At 65.7% G+C, this 15956-nt stretch carries 13 protein-coding genes and 1 pseudogene; 5 read left to right on the forward strand and 9 right to left on the reverse strand.

Features of this window, described 5'->3' with window-relative positions:
- Positions 1-33: 33 nt before the first annotated feature.
- Together ABZW16_RS19570 and ABZW16_RS19575 are read left to right on the forward strand one after the other, a co-directional pair.
- On the forward strand, positions 34-1371 hold the full coding sequence (locus ABZW16_RS19570) for a PLP-dependent aminotransferase family protein (protein ID WP_354957335.1): 1338 nt from the start codon (positions 34-36) through the stop codon (positions 1369-1371).
- 183 nt (positions 1372-1554) lie between these two features.
- Positions 1555-2697 (forward strand): MAB_1171c family putative transporter, encoded by a 1143-nt coding sequence (locus ABZW16_RS19575; RefSeq protein ID WP_354957336.1) that lies wholly within the window; start codon positions 1555-1557, stop codon positions 2695-2697.
- Between the two features lie 155 nt (positions 2698-2852).
- Here the strand turns inward: ABZW16_RS19575 and ABZW16_RS19580 are convergent.
- The 7 genes and pseudogenes from ABZW16_RS19580 to ABZW16_RS19610 form a co-directional block, all read right to left on the reverse strand.
- A pseudogene (locus ABZW16_RS19580) lies at positions 2853-3097 on the reverse strand (hypothetical protein); the annotation flags it as partial.
- A gap of 79 nt (positions 3098-3176) precedes the next feature.
- The gene (locus ABZW16_RS19585) at positions 3177-4631 is read right to left on the reverse strand and encodes a PepSY domain-containing protein (RefSeq protein ID WP_354957337.1); all 1455 of its coding nucleotides are present in this window, start codon (positions 4629-4631) and stop codon (positions 3177-3179) included.
- Positions 4632-4937: 306 nt separating this feature from the next.
- A complete protein-coding gene (locus tag ABZW16_RS19590) occupies positions 4938-5501 on the reverse strand; it encodes a hypothetical protein (RefSeq protein WP_354957338.1) in 564 nt (187 codons plus the stop codon).
- 169 nt (positions 5502-5670) lie between these two features.
- Positions 5671-7329, reverse strand: coding sequence for an acyl-CoA synthetase (locus ABZW16_RS19595; RefSeq protein ID WP_354957339.1), 1659 nt, complete (start codon positions 7327-7329; stop codon positions 5671-5673).
- Positions 7330-7537: 208 nt separating this feature from the next.
- Positions 7538-9163, reverse strand: coding sequence for an acyl-CoA synthetase (locus tag ABZW16_RS19600; RefSeq protein WP_354957340.1), 1626 nt, complete (start codon positions 9161-9163; stop codon positions 7538-7540).
- A 143-nt stretch (positions 9164-9306) separates the two neighbouring features.
- Positions 9307-9810 (reverse strand): winged helix-turn-helix domain-containing protein, encoded by a 504-nt coding sequence (locus tag ABZW16_RS19605; protein ID WP_354957341.1) that lies wholly within the window; start codon positions 9808-9810, stop codon positions 9307-9309.
- 106 nt (positions 9811-9916) lie between these two features.
- Positions 9917-10543 carry a hypothetical protein gene (locus ABZW16_RS19610; RefSeq protein WP_354957342.1) on the reverse strand — a complete coding sequence of 209 codons (627 nt, stop codon included), beginning with the start codon at positions 10541-10543 and terminating at the stop codon, positions 9917-9919.
- A 691-nt stretch (positions 10544-11234) separates the two neighbouring features.
- On the opposite strand from ABZW16_RS19610, the gene ABZW16_RS19615 reads away from it, so the two are divergent.
- Positions 11235-11552 (forward strand): hypothetical protein, encoded by a 318-nt coding sequence (locus tag ABZW16_RS19615; protein WP_354957343.1) that lies wholly within the window; start codon positions 11235-11237, stop codon positions 11550-11552.
- Positions 11553-11863: 311 nt separating this feature from the next.
- Here ABZW16_RS19615 and ABZW16_RS19620 read toward each other — a convergent pair whose 3' ends face one another.
- Both ABZW16_RS19620 and ABZW16_RS19625 read right to left on the reverse strand, forming a co-directional pair.
- Positions 11864-13084, reverse strand: coding sequence for an acyl-CoA dehydrogenase family protein (locus ABZW16_RS19620; protein WP_354957344.1), 1221 nt, complete (start codon positions 13082-13084; stop codon positions 11864-11866).
- A 33-nt stretch (positions 13085-13117) separates the two neighbouring features.
- Entirely contained in the window at positions 13118-14509 is a 1392-nt protein-coding gene (locus ABZW16_RS19625; protein ID WP_354957345.1) for an acyl-CoA dehydrogenase family protein, read from the reverse strand.
- Between the two features lie 133 nt (positions 14510-14642).
- Here ABZW16_RS19625 and ABZW16_RS19630 point away from each other — a divergent pair, with 133 nt between their 5' ends.
- Together ABZW16_RS19630 and ABZW16_RS19635 are read left to right on the forward strand one after the other, a co-directional pair.
- Entirely contained in the window at positions 14643-15923 is a 1281-nt protein-coding gene (locus tag ABZW16_RS19630; protein ID WP_354957346.1) for a glycosyltransferase family 39 protein, read from the forward strand.
- Positions 15896-15956, forward strand: a 61-nt coding sequence (locus tag ABZW16_RS19635; protein WP_354957350.1) for a hypothetical protein, incomplete at its 3' end; no start/stop codon positions are given. The genes ABZW16_RS19630 and ABZW16_RS19635, both read left to right, overlap by 28 nt.

Raw genomic sequence — 15956 nt, forward strand, 5'->3', positions numbered from 1 at the left:
CAATCAAGAAATTGTCATGCATACAATCAGGGCGTGGCGGTCTCGAGATACAAAGGCATCGTGGACGCGTTGGCGTCCGATATCCGGGCGGGGCGGTTGCCATCCGGGACGCGGCTCCCGACCCATCGCCAACTCGCGGCCAGGGAAGGGCTGGCGTTGGTAACCGCGTCGCGGGTCTATGCCGAGCTCGAAGCCATGGGGCTGGTGAGTGGGGAACCCGGCCGAGGCACCTTTGTTCGTGAGATCGCGCTGCCGCCCAGCCATGGCATCGACCTACAGGCGGCTGCGGCTGACGTGGTGGATCTCAACTTCAACTACCCCGCACTACCTGGTCAGGCCGATATGCTGCGGCAGGCTTTGCGTCAGCTGGCGTCCCAGGGTGACCTCGAGGCCCTGTTGCGCTACCAGCCCCATGGCGGCCGACCCGATGAGCGGGCCACCGTAGCCCGCCATCTGCGACGGAATGGATCAGCGGTCGGCGCCGATCAGGTGCTGATCGTCAATGGCGCTCAGCATGGATTGACCGTCACCGCCATGGCGATGCTGCGGCCCGGTGACGTCGTAGCCGTCGATGCCCTGACCTATCCGGGCTTCAAGGTGCTCGCCCATGCGCTCCACTTGGAACTGGCACCGCTTCCCGCGGCGGGCGACGCGCCCGATCTCGACGCGCTCGAACAGCTCTGCGCGACGCGGCGGGTCCGTGCCGTCTACACAATGCCGACGCTGCACAACCCGTTGGGATGGGTCACCGGGGAATACCACCGTGAGCAGCTGGTCGAGATCGCGCGCCGATACGAACTGCTCATCATCGAGGACGCCGCGTACGCCTTCCTGGCCGAGCAGCCACCACCCCCACTGGCGGCGCTCGCACCGGAAAGGACCGTCAACGTTTCCGGGCTCTCCAAGAACGTCGCGACCGGCCTGCGCTTCGGATTCGTCACTGCTCCAACCACATTGGTGCCCGCCATCGAGCGCGCGATCCGCGCCACCACCTGGAACACCCCTGCGGTGATGACAGCGATCGCGTGCCGGTGGCTCGACGACGGCACCGTCGCCAGGCTGGAGACGCAAAAGCGCGATGATGCGAGGATCAGACAGTCGATCGCCCGCGACGCGCTGGCGGGGCTTCCTCAGGTCAGCCATGCGTCGTCGTATTTCCTCTGGCTCCCGCTGCCCGAGGACGTACGGGCCGACCAAATAGCAACCGCGCTGATGAGCGAACACGTCCTGGTGTCCACGGCGGAACCGTTCGCCACGTCCGCGCACGTGCCACACGCGCTCCGGCTGGCTCTCGGCTCGACAAATCTGGACACCCTGCGCGAAGCGCTGGACAAGGTAAGACGGGTCGTCGATGCATACACCCATCGCTGAGTCGGCAAAGATACGGGTCGCCTCCGGATTGCCCTGTAGCACACGGGACAAGGCCGTGGTCGTCGCTAGCGGCAGCGTGCCTCGAGCGAATGCCCCCGCCCAATTGTCTTGGGTTCTAGGAGTCGTCGAGGCGGCAGTATCCTCCGACGGGCATGAGTTCCGCCGGACCGAAAGGGTGCATCGATGTCGTCGCCGATGCCGGGAGTCGTGGCCTGGGCGGTGATCGGCTACCTCGCGGTTGGGCTGTCGGGTTGGCTGTGGCTCGTCCGTGGCACTGATGTCGATCGGTTCGACAACCGCATGGGCCGACTCGTAATCCACATGGGCCTGTGGTGCATCGTGGCCCTGCTGATGTACCGGTGCGCATCGACGCCGACCATCGATGACCCGGCGAATCAGCTTGCCTTGGGCTGCGTTCTCATGACCACCACGTACCTGTACAGCATCGGTCGGCTCATCAGCGCCGATTCCGTGCCGGAGACCGTATGGCGCAACCAGCGCAACGGCGGTCTCGTCGCCCTGGTCGCAACGGTCTCGATAGTCCTGACCGCGGCATCGGTCAGATACTCGGGACGCACCGTCGACCTGCGCCGTGCGTGGGATGGACTGGGCATCGGTTGCGCCTTCGCCGTACCACTCACCTACAACACGTTCGTGTTCGCTCGCGGCTGCCTCGGCGCACTCCGCGATATCGATACGCCGCGCGCGGCTCGGATCGTGTCTTTCGGCATGATCGGCAGCATTGCTGTTATCTGGGGCGCGCAGGCACTCTCGCTTTCCCAGCTGACCACCGGATGGCCCGACGGACCACCACTGTCGCTGGTCCCGGCTGCATTCACCCTGTTCGTCGCGTTAGGTTCGACGCTGCTCGCGGTACCACTGGTCGCGGAGCTGATGCTGCGAGCGGGTATGGATCGCGCCACCCGAACCTGCCGTCGGCTATTGCCGCTGTGGCGTGATCTCACTGCGGCGGTCCCGGAGATCGTCATGCCCGTCGACGCGCGACACGGCTCGGATCCAGCCACCCGTCTACTGCGGATGACTGTGGAGATCCGCGACGCAATGCTCCACCTGGGTGCTTACCTCCCGGCCGAATCCGATGCAACGCAACGCAATACCGTGCGAGAGCCCGAATCGAACCGGGCGATTGCCGATTATGCCCATCGGCTGATGCGGGCGGCGCAGGCCAGAAAGGCGGGCCTACCGCCCGCCGGCACCGGAGTTCCACCGCCATTGCCCGTGATCGCGCACGATTTCGACACCGAGCTCGCGCACCTGATCGACCTGGCCCGCATCTGGCCGCAGGCCAAGGCCGCGGTGGAATGAGCCGATCGCGCAGCGCGCGGGGTGGATCGCCGGTCGCCACAGGGGTATCCCATCGCGTTTCGGACGCACCTTCCGCGGTCGCCGCCAGCGTGCCTCGAGCGAGTGCCCCGCCCGATCGTTATCGGCCGGGGCACTGTCTTTCGTTGTGCCGCAGGCTACTTCGCCGGTGCGTTGAAGGACTGGCCGAGCGTGGTGAAGTACTGGATCGCCGCACCGATCGCGACCGGTGCGGTCACCAGGATCTGACCCGCGAGCACACCGAGCGCGCCGATCGCGACAATGCCGCCGACGCAGCCGACGGCGGCGGCCGGAATGAACGACCGAATAGGCCGACGATGGTGGCCGAGGCGACCGTCGTACCGGCGATACCGCCGAGCACGCAGCCGACGGCGCCGCCGCCGATACAACGGCCGTACCTCTGACGTCCGGTAGGTCGAATTGGTAACTGCCGGAGCCCCTCACGCCCCGGCGGTATTCAGCTATGCCGTGGCGCGGCCGCGTGCGATCAGGCCGACGATGACATCGACGGCGAGGAAGGCAAGCAGGCTCAACCCGACCAGTGGGACGAACCAGCCGACGACCAGCGCGGCCGCCACAATGGGCAGCGCCAGCCACGACGAGGTCCGGCGCAATGCGCCGCGCCGGGGTGCGCGCCCGATGGCCAAGCGCGACGAACCGCGGGTCGGCCGTCGCTTCCACCACATCAGGTAGCCGAGCACGAGCACGGCGATCAGCCCGATCATCACCACCAGCAGCAGCAACTGGTTGAGCAGCCCGAACATCAGGCCCATGTGGAACTGGATGCCCCAGTTGGTGAGTTGGGCCATCAGCGGCCAGTCGGCGTAGGGCAATGTGCTGGTGACCGTGCCGGTCGCGCCGTCGACGGCGACCGCGTCGACGGTATAGGTGCCGGGCATGCGCCGTTCCTTCACCGCGAATGCCACGCCGGGCTTAGCCGGAATGCTGATCTCCGCACCCTGGGTAATGCCATTGGCGCGCGCCGCCGCGTACACCGCGTCGAGTTGCGCGATCCGCGTCGGCGTATCGACCGCCGCGGGCGCGTGGTCGCCACCACCGTGGTGATCGCCCCCGGCGTGTTCGGTGGCAGTCGCGCCCGGCAGCGCGGTGCTCACCGCAGGGGTGGTCCAGCTGAGCTGCTGGCGCAGTTCGGTGATGTTCTCGCCCGCATAGGTCGACCAGGTCATACCGGTCGCCGAGAGCAGCAGGATCACCGGCATGATCCAAACTCCAACGGCGCCATGCCAATTCATCGACCGGCCGCGCCCCTGCTGGGCGCCGTCCGGTGCCAGCAGCCAGGCCGCCGAGTTCCGGTTGCGGCGGCCGCGGACCCGGCGGATCCACAGCACCAGACCGGCCAGCGCGACAACCCACAGCCAGGAGGCGGCGAGTTCGCTGTAGATGCGTCCCGGCTCACCGAGGTGCAGATCCCGGTGCAGCCTATCGATCCAGGTGCGCAGCGGAAGCGCACCCGAACTGCCGTAGACCACATCGGTGCCGACCGGCTGCGCGGCATAGGGATTCACGAAGACAGCGCGTCGTTCGGACTCACCGAGTGACGGGTCATCGAACAGCACACGAGTGGTGTCGTCGGCCTCGGGTGCCGGAGCCACCGCGACCAGCTTCAGCGTCGGCTGGGTGGCGACTGCCGCGGTGACCTGTTCGGACAGCGGCCGCATCGCGCCGTTCGGCTCGACCTTCAACAGATCGTGCGAGGTTATCGATTCCAGGGTCGGGGAGATCGCGTAGAGCGCTCCGGTGACCGCGGCGATGAGGATGAACGGTGCGATGAATACGCCAGCGTAGAAATGCAGCCGCATGGCCAGGGGATAGAGGCCATTGCGCGGCCGATTAGTTGTTTTCGCTGCCGGATCAGATGATTCGGCATCCGGTGGGCTGATGTCCGTAATTGTCATGGTGATTCGTTTCTGGAGTTCGGAAAGCACCCGGAATCGTCCGTCGTCGACAAGCGCCGTCGGAATCCACCGAACGCCTTAATCGCGGCGATACGCGGAATTCATGACGGACAGCGGATCCCGGCGTTTCGCCGGGCGCGAAGAGCGCTGCGCAACAACCGGGTGCGATCGACGGCAGAGCTGATCGGGGCACCCGTGAGTCACGGAATCGATGTCACACGGTGATGTGAAATCTCGTCCGCGGAAGAGGATGTGCGCGGGTGACGGCGACGCACGAGCGGAGCCCGTGCACCGGGTAAAGGAGAATCAGTAACCGAACACCAGCGGCGGGCCGCGCGTGCGCAGTGAGTCCGCGGCGAAGATCCGCAGAATGACGCGATCGCGATGGGTCAGGCGCAGTGGCACCGGCCCCGGAATCGCGGGCGGGCGATAGCGCATCGGCAGCACTTGGGACAGCACCGCACAGCCGATCCGATACGCGGCTTCCGCGCCTCGGATCACCATTGCCGCGACTATGGCCGCGACAATGTGCGCGGCCAACATCCCGGGGCTGAGCTGGACGTCGCCGTGATGCATATGCCCCGAGCTCCACCCCATGGTGAGGTGGCCGTGCAGTTGACCGATGGCCAGCACGACGACCAGCCCGATCGAGCTATGGCGCAGCGATGCGATACCGGCGACGAGCGCGCCGACGACGGCCGCGGCGGCAGCGAGCAGTGCCAGGGTGGTACCGCTCGGCGCCATACCGCCGGACGCCCACCCATGTGCGGCAACGGATATGGCTCCGGAGATCGAACCGGCACATGCGCCGCGCACTCGCGCGACGGCGCTGCGTTGCCCCGCAGCGGCCGGGCCGAACTCGATACTCACGCGCTGATGATAGCTGACGAATTACCAGTCGATTGCTGCCCCGGTCGACCGCCGAAATTCATGGGTGCATCGAGTTTCCAGGTGGAAGAAATACAAAAGCCGCACACCTTCGGATATCCGAACGAATTCCGCGGCCGGGAAATCGAAGGTGTGCGGCCCCGAGTTCGAATCAGCTTGCGTCGATTTCCATTTCGATCAGCGGCTTGCGCAGCAGCTTGCCGGTTGCATTGCGCGGCAGTTCATCCAGGAAGATCACCTCGCGCGGCACCTTGTAGCGCGCCAGATTCGCCTTGACGTAATCCTTGATTTCCTGCGCGTCGCGCTTGGCGTCCGGACCGGGAACGACGAAGGCGCGCAACCGCTTTCCGAATTCGCGATCGTCCACGCCGACCACGGCCGCCTCGAAGATATCGTCGCGGCCCGCGATGAGGTTCTCCACCTCGAGCGGGAAGACGTTCTCGCCGCCGGAGACGATCATGTCATCGTCGCGGCCGTCGATGTAGAGCAGGCCATCGGTATCGAAATGTCCGACGTCACCGCTGGACATCATGCCGTCCACGATCTCCTTGGTGCGGCCGTCGGTGTAGCCGGTGAAGGCGAAACCGTTGTCCACGAAGATGGTGCCGGTCACATTGGGCTCGGTGATCGGCTTGCGGTTCTCATCGAGCAGCACGATCCGGATGCCGACCGGCGCCTTGCCCGCGGTGGTCGGGGCCTTGCGCAGATCCTCCGGGGTCGCGACGGTCATCACCGCGCATTCGGTGGAGCCGTACAGGTTGTAGAGGCTGTCGCCGAAGTAGTCGAGGGTGCGGGTCACGACATCGGGCGCGATCGCCGAGCCCGCCGCGAAGATCACCTTGATGCTGCTCGGGTCGTACTTGGCCAGCACCGCGTCGCCGAGATCGAGGATGCGCTGCAGCATGGTCGGGACCACGACCAGCGAATCCGCCTTGTATTCGGTGATATTCGCGAGCGTGCGCTCCGGATCGAACCGGCGCTGCTGGAAGATCACCCGATTGCCGAGCGCCAGACCGAGGGTGAACTGCGATAGGCCGGTGCCGTGGAAGATCGGCGCGGCCATGATCATGGTGCCGTTATTCGGCAGCGGCACCCGGTCGACGAACTGGGCCGAGGCGAACGGGCTGACCCGATCGCGCGGTGCGCCCTTAGGAGTGCCGGTGGTGCCGCTGGTCAGGATGACCATGCCACCCGGCTTCGCGGGCGCGGGCACCGGTTCGGTCGAGCGGCCCGCGATCAGCGATTCGATGGTCGGCACCGACGGATCAACATTGTCCTTCTCGTCGACCCAGGTGAGCACGCGCGGGATCTCGGCGGGAATCGCGCTCATCAGATCGAGGAATTCGCTGTCGTGCAGTACGGCCTTGACGTGCTCGCGCTCGGCCACATCGGCGAACTGCGGTTTGGCGAAGCCGGTATTCATCAGCACGGTGCGGACGCCGAGTTTGCCGGTCGCGAGCAGGCTCAGCACCATGCCACGGTGATCGCGGGCCAGCAGGGCGACCACGTCGCCGGGCTCGAGACCCTGCGCCTCGAGACCACGCGCGAGCGCGCTCGACTGCTCATTGAGCTGCCCGAAGCTCACCTCGCCGCGTTCGTCGACAATGGCGGCTGCCTCCGGCCTGGTCTGTGCCGCATGCATGACGACACCGGCGAACGGGCCGAACTTCAGCACGTTGAATGCGGACCGGACCGCATGATCGGGCCGCAGCGGATTGAACAGCCGCCGCTTGACCATGACATTCACGCCCTGGGCGAGATCGCCCGCCTTCCGAACGGAGTCATTCAACGCAGGCAGAGATAGAGACATTCGACAACGCCTTCCGCAGTCCGCCCACCGGGACCGGGGGTGGTGTGGACCGCAACTTCGAGATCCAGTGCTGCCGCTAACAATAGCAAGCATCTGTGACTCGGTGTGTCATGTATCTCACCGGCCCGGACGCGTCCGGGCTCGTCAGCCGTGGGATACGTGAAACGCGCTGGTAAACTCCGGTTTTCGCCGGGGCGGCCGCGTTCGGCTACGCCTTGACGTCGTACTCGACGAGTACCCGGCGCAGCAGTTTGCCGGTGGGATTGCGCGGCAGATCGTCCAGGAAGATGACGTCGCGGGGCACCTTGTAGCGGGCCAGGTTCTCCTTGACGTAGGTCTTGATCTCCTCGCCGTCGGGGGAATGCCCCGGCTCGGGAACCACGAAGGCGCGCAGGCGTTTACCGAACTCGACATCGTCGACGCCCACCACCGCCGCGTCGAATACATCCGGCCGCTCCAGCAACAGGTTCTCCACCTCCTGCGGGAAGACGTTCTCGCCGCCGGAGACGATCATGTCGTCATCGCGGCCGTCCACCATCAGCAGGCCGTGCTCGTCGAAGTGCCCGACATCGCCGCTGGACATATAGCCGTCGATGATCTGCTTATGCCTGCCGTCGGTGTAGCCCTCGAAGGGCGCGCCGCTGCGGATGAAGATGCGCGCGGTGGTGTTGATCGCGGTGACCTGCTTGTCGTTATCGTCGTAGAGCCGGACCTCGCAGGTGATCGGCGCACGGCCCACGGTGCCGGGCGCGAGCGCCAGATCCTCTGGATTTGCGACGGTGGCGACGGCGCATTCGGTCGACCCGTAGAGGTTGTACAGGACCGGGCCGAAGACTTGGGTCGCCTTGACGCACAGCTCCGGAGCGAGCGCCGAACCCGCGAGCAGAATGCATTTCAACGAGGTGGTGTCGTATTTGGCGCGGATCTCCGGTGCCAGTTCGGTCATCCGGTGCAGCATGGTCGGCACCGCGACCAGCATTTCGGCCTTGTGATCGGCCACCATCTTCAGCGTGGCCTCGGCGTCGAAGCGACGGCGCACCACAACTTTATTGCCCATAGCGGAGGCGACCAGATAGGTGCCGAGCCCGGTGCTGTGGAAGATCGGCGAGACGATGACCTGAGTTCCCCGGACCGGGAACGGGATTCGGTCCACCATCTGTGCGGTGGCCAGCGGGGTGACCTTGCTGCGCGGTGCGCCCTTCGGCAGGCCGGTGGTACCGCTGGTGAGGATGACGAAGCCGCCCGGTTTGGACGGCGCGGGCAGGTCCGCGGTCGAGTTGGCGGCGATCAGATCATCGAGAGTCTTTGCGCCCTCGGGCAATTCGGTGCCTTCGTCGACCCAGGTGAGGTAGCGCGGGAGATCGATCGGCAGCGCGTCGAGCAGTCCGAGGAACTCGCTGTCGTGCAGGACCGCCTTGACCTTCTCGCGCTCGCAGACCTCGGCGAACTGCGGCTTGGCGAATCCGGTGTTCATCAGCGCGACCCGCACGCCGAGTTTGCCAGCGGCGGCCATGGCCAGGATCAGGCCGCGGTGGTCGCGCGCCAGCACACCGACCACGGACCCCTCGGTCAGATTCGCCTGCCGCAGCCCGCGCGCGATCGCGGTCGACTGCTCGTCCAACTGCCGATAGGTCAGTTCGCCGCGCTCGTCCACCAGTGCGGGGGCATTGGTCGCGACCCGGGCCGAATGCCGGATCAGCGTCGCCTGCGGTCCGTAGACCTGCGATTCCTTCGCGGTACGCAGCGTTTCCACGGGCTTCGTGGGATCGCTGACCCCGCGCGCCCGCAGCACTCCCAGCGCCTTGACAACCTCGAGCGCATGCGCCAACTTCATTGTCGAATACCTCCACAAGGAACTCGCGTCGGCCCTCGACCTAGCGATATCGAACGGGCGTCTATGTGTGACCAACCGTATCAGCGTATGGCGTGCGTCACAGGTTGCTGTCGAATCGCGCCGGTTCCTGCTGATCTCGAGCGTCACCGTCGCGCGGTCGTCAATGCGACCAACAGTGGGACGACCCGGTTCGGGGGTACTTCGAAGCGGCCGCGGCCCACGGTGTGCAGCCAGCCGGTCGCGGCGAGTTGGCGCAGGTGGTGGTAGATCTGACCGGAGGTGCCCACCTCGTCGAGGTCGGTGAGTTCGGCAGCAGTTCTGCTGCCGCGGATGATTTCCCGCAGAATGCGTAGGCGCACCGGACTGCCAAGGGCGGCAAGGCATTCGGCGGCATCATCCCAGTCGTAGGCGACGATGTCATCGGTGCTGAACTGGATCTGCCAGTTGTACTGCTCCGCACTGGGCAGTCGGCCCGAACCGGCGAACATCACCCCACCATTGCGCTCGTCCGCGAACTGCTCCCGCAGCGGCCGCAGCGCCCACCCTTCCGGCGGGACAGATACATTCGCTCGACCGTTGCTATCACCGGCGAGTTCCATGGAGTCGAGTCGGCGTTCGAGCTCCGCTAGTCGTTCTTCCAGGCTCACTCGCGCAAATTTACGGAATTACGTAATTACTGGCAATAGTTCAGCATTGGGTGTCGCAATGCAGAAGCCCGGCACGGAAATCCGTGCCGGGGCTCGCGTGCCGGGGTCAGTTGTAGAAGGTCCCGAAGGACGGGATGGAGATGGTGCCCATTTTGTACTGGAAACCGTCCGGGTTGGCATCGCTGACCGGAACGGGCCAACGGTGCCACAGTGTTCCGTAGACCGCGGCGACGACCAGGCCGCTGCCGAGGTCGAGGGTGCGGGTGCGGATGGTGGTGTCGACCGTGGTGTCACTGTGCTCGTTGAGCGTCTCGGTGCCGCTGCGGCCGTTGGACAGGTTGATCCACATCACCTGCAGTCTGGCGCCGTCCTGGATCGGGGAGATCGTGCCCGGTCCGCCGAAGAATCCGAATCGGAACCCGTCGTACCCGAGGGCGACCCCGGACCCGTAGACGCCCGGCCCGTCACCGCGCCCGATATCGGATTGCGCTGGCATCTGGAACGGCTGTGCGGGCAGTGCCACCTGAGTGACAACCTGTCCCGAGGCCAGCAGCCGGTCCACGGCCTGCTCGGCCGCGGGATTGCCGCTGGCCGCCGCCCGCAGCTGCTGCACAGCCGCATTCCAGTCGATCGCGACCGGTTCGGCAGCGGCATGGCCAACGAAAACAGCTGCGAATGCGGTGGCGGCCGCGAGTGCGGCGGTAAAGCGACGTATCAAAACCAGTCTCTGCATAACCAGTCTCCTTGCGGGGTCTTGGTACAGCTCGGTGGAATTCGTCCGCTGAACGATCACAGCCAACATACCGGTCATTACTTTGCCGATGGTCTGCGGCACCCGATACTGCCGGGCAGATCCCGATGCCCTGCGATCGAGGAACAGAAAACCGGTGGCGATCCGCATTCGGACCGCCACCGGTTCTGCCTTGTGCAACTTGCTATTTCAGCTCGGCGCTGGTCTTGCCGAGCACTCGGCGCGCGACTAGATGGGGACGATACATTTGCGCCAAGAGAAATTGACTGGGCAGTTGCATGTTCGGCGCGAGTTGAGGTTGGTCATGGAGCAGTGCCAAGCCGCCGAATGTTGCTACGCGTCCTCCCATTCGACTTGCTGAGGGCACCCGTGCTCCTCGCAATGAGGGCTGCCGACGTCTGCGGTGTCGAACTTCCTCCCGAACTGCTTGTCCTCGAGAATGGTGTATCTCTGAACAAGGGGCCGTCCGCACTCGTCAGAGCATGTTGTCGGCCGGATCGCATAGGGCGAGAGCACCTCCGGTCGAGAGGTGCCGGACTGGGTCCACCCACCGTGCCCAGGAGGGGGTGGGCATAATAGGCGACGCTCGCGCACCTGAAGGGCTGCTTTGCTGCTCGGATACTGCTGCCCCTGCGTGCGCGGGAGCCCATTACTCACACCTCGAGGGGAAACCATGACCAAGTCGCTGTCCTTCGCCACGGCGTTCACTGCGGCTGCTGCCGCTCTACTCTTCCTTCCAGCCACGCCCGCGTACGCCCAGTCCCCCAGCTGCGCCAAGGCCATCGAGCTGATCAACATTGCAATCGACCAGAGTGGCGGCACCATGGACCAGGCGACGGCGACAGCCCTTTCCGAGAGGCTGACCGGTCTGGGCGATTTCGCCCAAGGGGCCGAAAAGGAGGCCATCACGGCCTACGCTCGAGCGCTGATCGATGACGGCGTCGCAGAGCTCAACCCCTACACCGACGAACTGAATCGCGTCTGCGCCTGACCCGCGCTCAGCCGAAGAGGCCGCACACTTTTCGGCAGTCGCTCGGTGCCACGGCGTGCCGCTGCTGCGATGTCCATCAGTTGTGGTTCGAGGTGTGAAGATCCCCGGTTCACGCTCCGGGTGTACATGCATCCGCTCTCGTCCAGCAATGAGCGTGCCCGTCAGGCCATGGATGACACAGCGGCAGCGTGGGATCTATCGGCCTGCTGACGGCCTGAGATTGCGTGTAGCCGTGGATGCTGACCCCAGCAAATAGAAATCCGGTGCGAGTCATGAAGTCGACTCGCACCGGATTTCTGTTGTGGCACTTGCTATTTCAGCTCGGAGCTGGTCTTGCCGAGCACTCGGCGCGCGACGATCAGCTGCTGGATCTGCTGGGTGCCTTCGAAGATATCGAGGATCTTCGAGTCGCGGCCCCACTTTTCGAGCAGGGTGCGCTGGGAGTAGCCGATGGCACCGGCCAATTCGACGGCCTTCAGGGTGACATCGGTGCCGGTCCGGCCGGCCTTGGCCTTGGACATGGAGGCCTCGAGCGAATTCGGCTTCTTGTTGTCGGCCATCCAGGCCGCGCGCAGGGCGAGCAGGTAGGCGGACTCGTAGTCGGCTTCCATGCGCAGGAATTCGGCGGCCGCGGCGTGCTGGTTATTGGCCGGAATGTCATAGGAGATCTCGACACCGGCTTCGGTCAGGATGGCACGCAGTTCCTCGAGCGCCGCCCGTGCGACACCGACCGCCATTGCCGCGACCAGGGGGCGGGTGTTGTCGAAGGTCTGCATGACCCCGGCAAAACCCTTCTCCACATTGACTTCCGGGCTGCCGAGGATGTTGTCCTTCGGAATCCGGCAGTCCTGCAACAGCAATACCGCGGTATCGGAGGCCTTGATGCCGAGCTTGTGCTCGAGCCGCGCCACCGAAAGGCCCGGAGCGTCGCGGGGCACGACGAACGACTTGATCGCGGCGCGGCCGAGGCTGCGGTCCACCGACGCCCACACCACGATGTGGGTGGAGCGCTGGCCCGCGGTCACGAAGATCTTCTCGCCATTGAGCACCCATTCGTCGCCATCCAGCACGGCGGTGGTGGTGACGGCGGCCGAGTCGGAGCCGAAGGACGGTTCGGTGATCGCCATCGAGGCCCACACCTTGCCGAAACGCTTCAGCTGCTCATCGGTGGCGACGGCCGCGATGGCCGCGTTGCCGAGACCCTGGTAGGGGATGGAGAGCATCAGGCCGACATCGCCCCAGGAGGTCTCCAGCGCGTTCAGCAGCGCGGACATATTGCCGCCGTTGGTGTTTCCGAGCAGTTCGGTGGCGTGCTCGTCCGAATCGGAGCGGCCACCGGCTGCGCCGCCGATCTTCTGGGTGCCGGAGTCGGCCAGTCCCTCGACCATGGCGGCCATGGTGTCCAGCTCGACCGGGTACTCGTGCTCGCCGAGGTCGTACTTGCGCGAGATCGGCCGGAAGATCTCCTGAGCGACCTGATGGGCCTGATTGGCGCTGGCCCGCAGCTTCTTGGGGAGTTCGAGATTGATCATGGAATATCTCCTGGAAGTTGAGGAACCAGCCGGTTAGATGAGCACGACACCTTCGGCGACGCCGATGGCCCGCAGATCGCGGTACCAGCGCTCGACCGGGTGTTCCTTGGTGAAGCCGTGGCCGCCGAGCAGCTGCACGCCGTCCAGACCGATCTGCATGCCCTTATCGGTGGCGAGCTTGCGGGCCAGCGCCGCCTCGCGGCCGTAGGACAGACCCTGCTCCGCGCGTGACGCACCCCGCAGGGTCACGAGCCGCAGGCCGTCCAGTTCGATTGCCATATTCGCGACCATGAACGCGACTGCCTGGCGGTGCGAGATCGGCTCGCCGAACGCCTCACGCTCGTTGACGTACGGAATCACGTAGTCGAGCACGGCCTGACCGGTACCGATGGCGAGCGAGGCCCAGCCGAGGCGAGCCAGCCGCACCGCGTCGGCGTACTCCTCGGCGCGGGTCTTGGCGTCGCTGTCGCCGAGGATGGCGTCCGCGCCGACCGCGACATTGTCGAGCAGCAGGCGGCCGAGGCCAGCGGCCCGCAGTCCCATGCTCGGATCGGCCTCCACGACCAGACCCTGGGCGTCGGACGGCACGATGAACAGTGCCGGGCGGCCGTCGAGTTCGGCGGCAATGATGAACAGCTCGGCATCACCGGCGGCCGGGACGAGGCTCTTCACACCGTTGAGGCGGAAGCCGCTCGGCGAGCGGGTCGCCTTGGTCTGCAGTGCGAACGGGTCGAACAGGGCGCGCGGCTCGCTGATCACGACCGCGGACTGCGGCACATTCTCGCCGGTGAAGGCGGGCAGGTAGGTCTGCTGCTGGGCATCGGTACCCCACTGCGACAGAGCGACCGCGACACCGCTCGGCGCGAGAATCGGCAGGGCCAGGCCCATATCGCCGTGTGCGAGCGCCTCGGCGACCAGCGAGTTGGTGACTGCGCCGCGCTCGGCGGCCGCGCCTTCCAACTCCTCGGGCACATTGATCACGGTGATACCGAGTTCGGCGGCGCGCTCGAGCAGATCGCGCGGCGCCTTGGCGGCATTGTCGGCCTCGTAGGCGGCCGGGCGCAGGATCTCGGCGGCGAATTCCTTCACCGTCTCGACGATCATCTGCTGCTCGTCGCTCGGGGTCAGGTCGAAGTAGCCCTTCTTCTTGGACTCGTTGTCGGCAAGGCGCTTCGGAGCCCCACCACCGGCAACCTTGCCGAATGCGCGAGTGGCGGCACCGAGGGTACGGAACCCGGTCTTGGTGCCTTCGTAGGTGACTCGCTCGATCGGCTTGCGCAGGTTGTACTTCTCGGCGAGCTCCGAACCGGTAAGGGTCGTCATCACCCGCATGGCCGCGCCCATCCAGTCCCGCTTGGGGTGGTTCAGGCCGACCGCGGACGTGTCTGGACTTCGCTTCGTTGCGCTGTCTCGAGTGCTCATCATCACCTGTTTTCTCGGATGGGTGTGGTGCGGTCTTGTCCCCAGCTATCTTACTCCTGAGTAAGGCTATCTTACTCTTGAGTAAGAAATGCGTCGAGGTGCAGCCTATGCCGCTGAAGTGTGTCAGGCTGGACGAGTGCCCAAAATCGCGGCGCGACCGCTATTCGCCGTCGCCGTTCTCTTTGTCGCACTACTGGCCGCCTTTGCCGAGCGCTATGGCTATCACCGGGATGAGCTGTACTTTCTCGCCGCTGGCCGCCACCTCGATTGGGGCTATCCGGATCAGCCGCCACTGACCCCGCTACTCGCCCGCACAATGGCGGCAATCGATGCCGATTCGTTACTGCTGCTGCGTCTTCCGTCGATCGCAGCGGCGACGTTGGTTGTCGTGGCCGCAGGGCTGATGGCGCGCGAACTCGGCGGTGGTCGCGCGGCGCAGGTGCTGGCGTCGGCCGCGGTCGCAAGTGCGGCGATGGTGTTGGGTATCGGTCATCTGCTGACCACGACGTCCTTCGATATGGCGGCATTCGCGTTGGTCTGCCTGCTGGTGCTGCGGCTGCTGCGCGATCCGGAGGTGCTGGCTGCGGGGAGGGGCGGGCGCGGAAGGCTGGTGGGTGCGCGCTCGGGTGTGGTGGACGGTGCGGGTGCGGAGCGTGACGGTGTGGAGGGTAGGGGTGCGTGTGCGGGCGTGGAGCGCAAGGGTGCGGACCGTGAGCGTGCGGAGTGTGGGGGTGCGGAGTGTGGGGGTGCACGTGTAGCCGGGGAGCGTGCCGGTGCGGGGGCGGACGCGAGCGGATGCCGAATGGCGACGGACCCGCGGTGGTGGCTCGGGGTGGGGCTTGTCGTCGGGATCGGGTTGCAGAACAAGGCGCTGTTGGTCTTTTCGGTCGGCGCGCTGGTGTCGGCGCTGGTCTTGGTGGGGCCGCGAAAGATATTCGCGACCAAGTACTTTCCGATGGCGGTCGGGCTCGCGGTGGTGCTCTGGTTGCCATATCTGTGGTGGCAGGCGCACCATGGCTGGCCGCAATGGCAGCTGAGCCGGGCGATCGCGGGTGGCTCCTCCGGCACCTCGGACTCGCCGGTGGCGTTCGTAGTTCTGCAATTCGGGCTGATGGGTCCGTTATTGGTGCCGCTGTGGATGTTCGGGCTCTGGCGTCTGTGGCGGGATGCGCGCTGCCGGGCCTTCGCGGTCGCCTACGCTTTGATGTTCGTGGTCTTCGCCATCACCGGCGGCAAGGCGTACTACCTGGGCGGGATGTATCCGCTACTGCTCGCGGCCGGTGCCGTACCGGTCGCGGAGTGGCTTGCGAATCGGCGAATCCGTTGGGCGGCAATCGGTTCGGTTCTCGCGGTGAACCCGATGTCATTGTGGCGGCGGGCGGCGACGGCATGGTCAACCTGGTCCTCAACGCGATGATGGATCCCGAGACGGACCGACCGCGGCGCGCAG

This window comes from Nocardia sp. NPDC004604, assembly GCF_040609795.1.
Lineage (GTDB): Bacteria > Actinomycetota > Actinomycetes > Mycobacteriales > Mycobacteriaceae > Nocardia.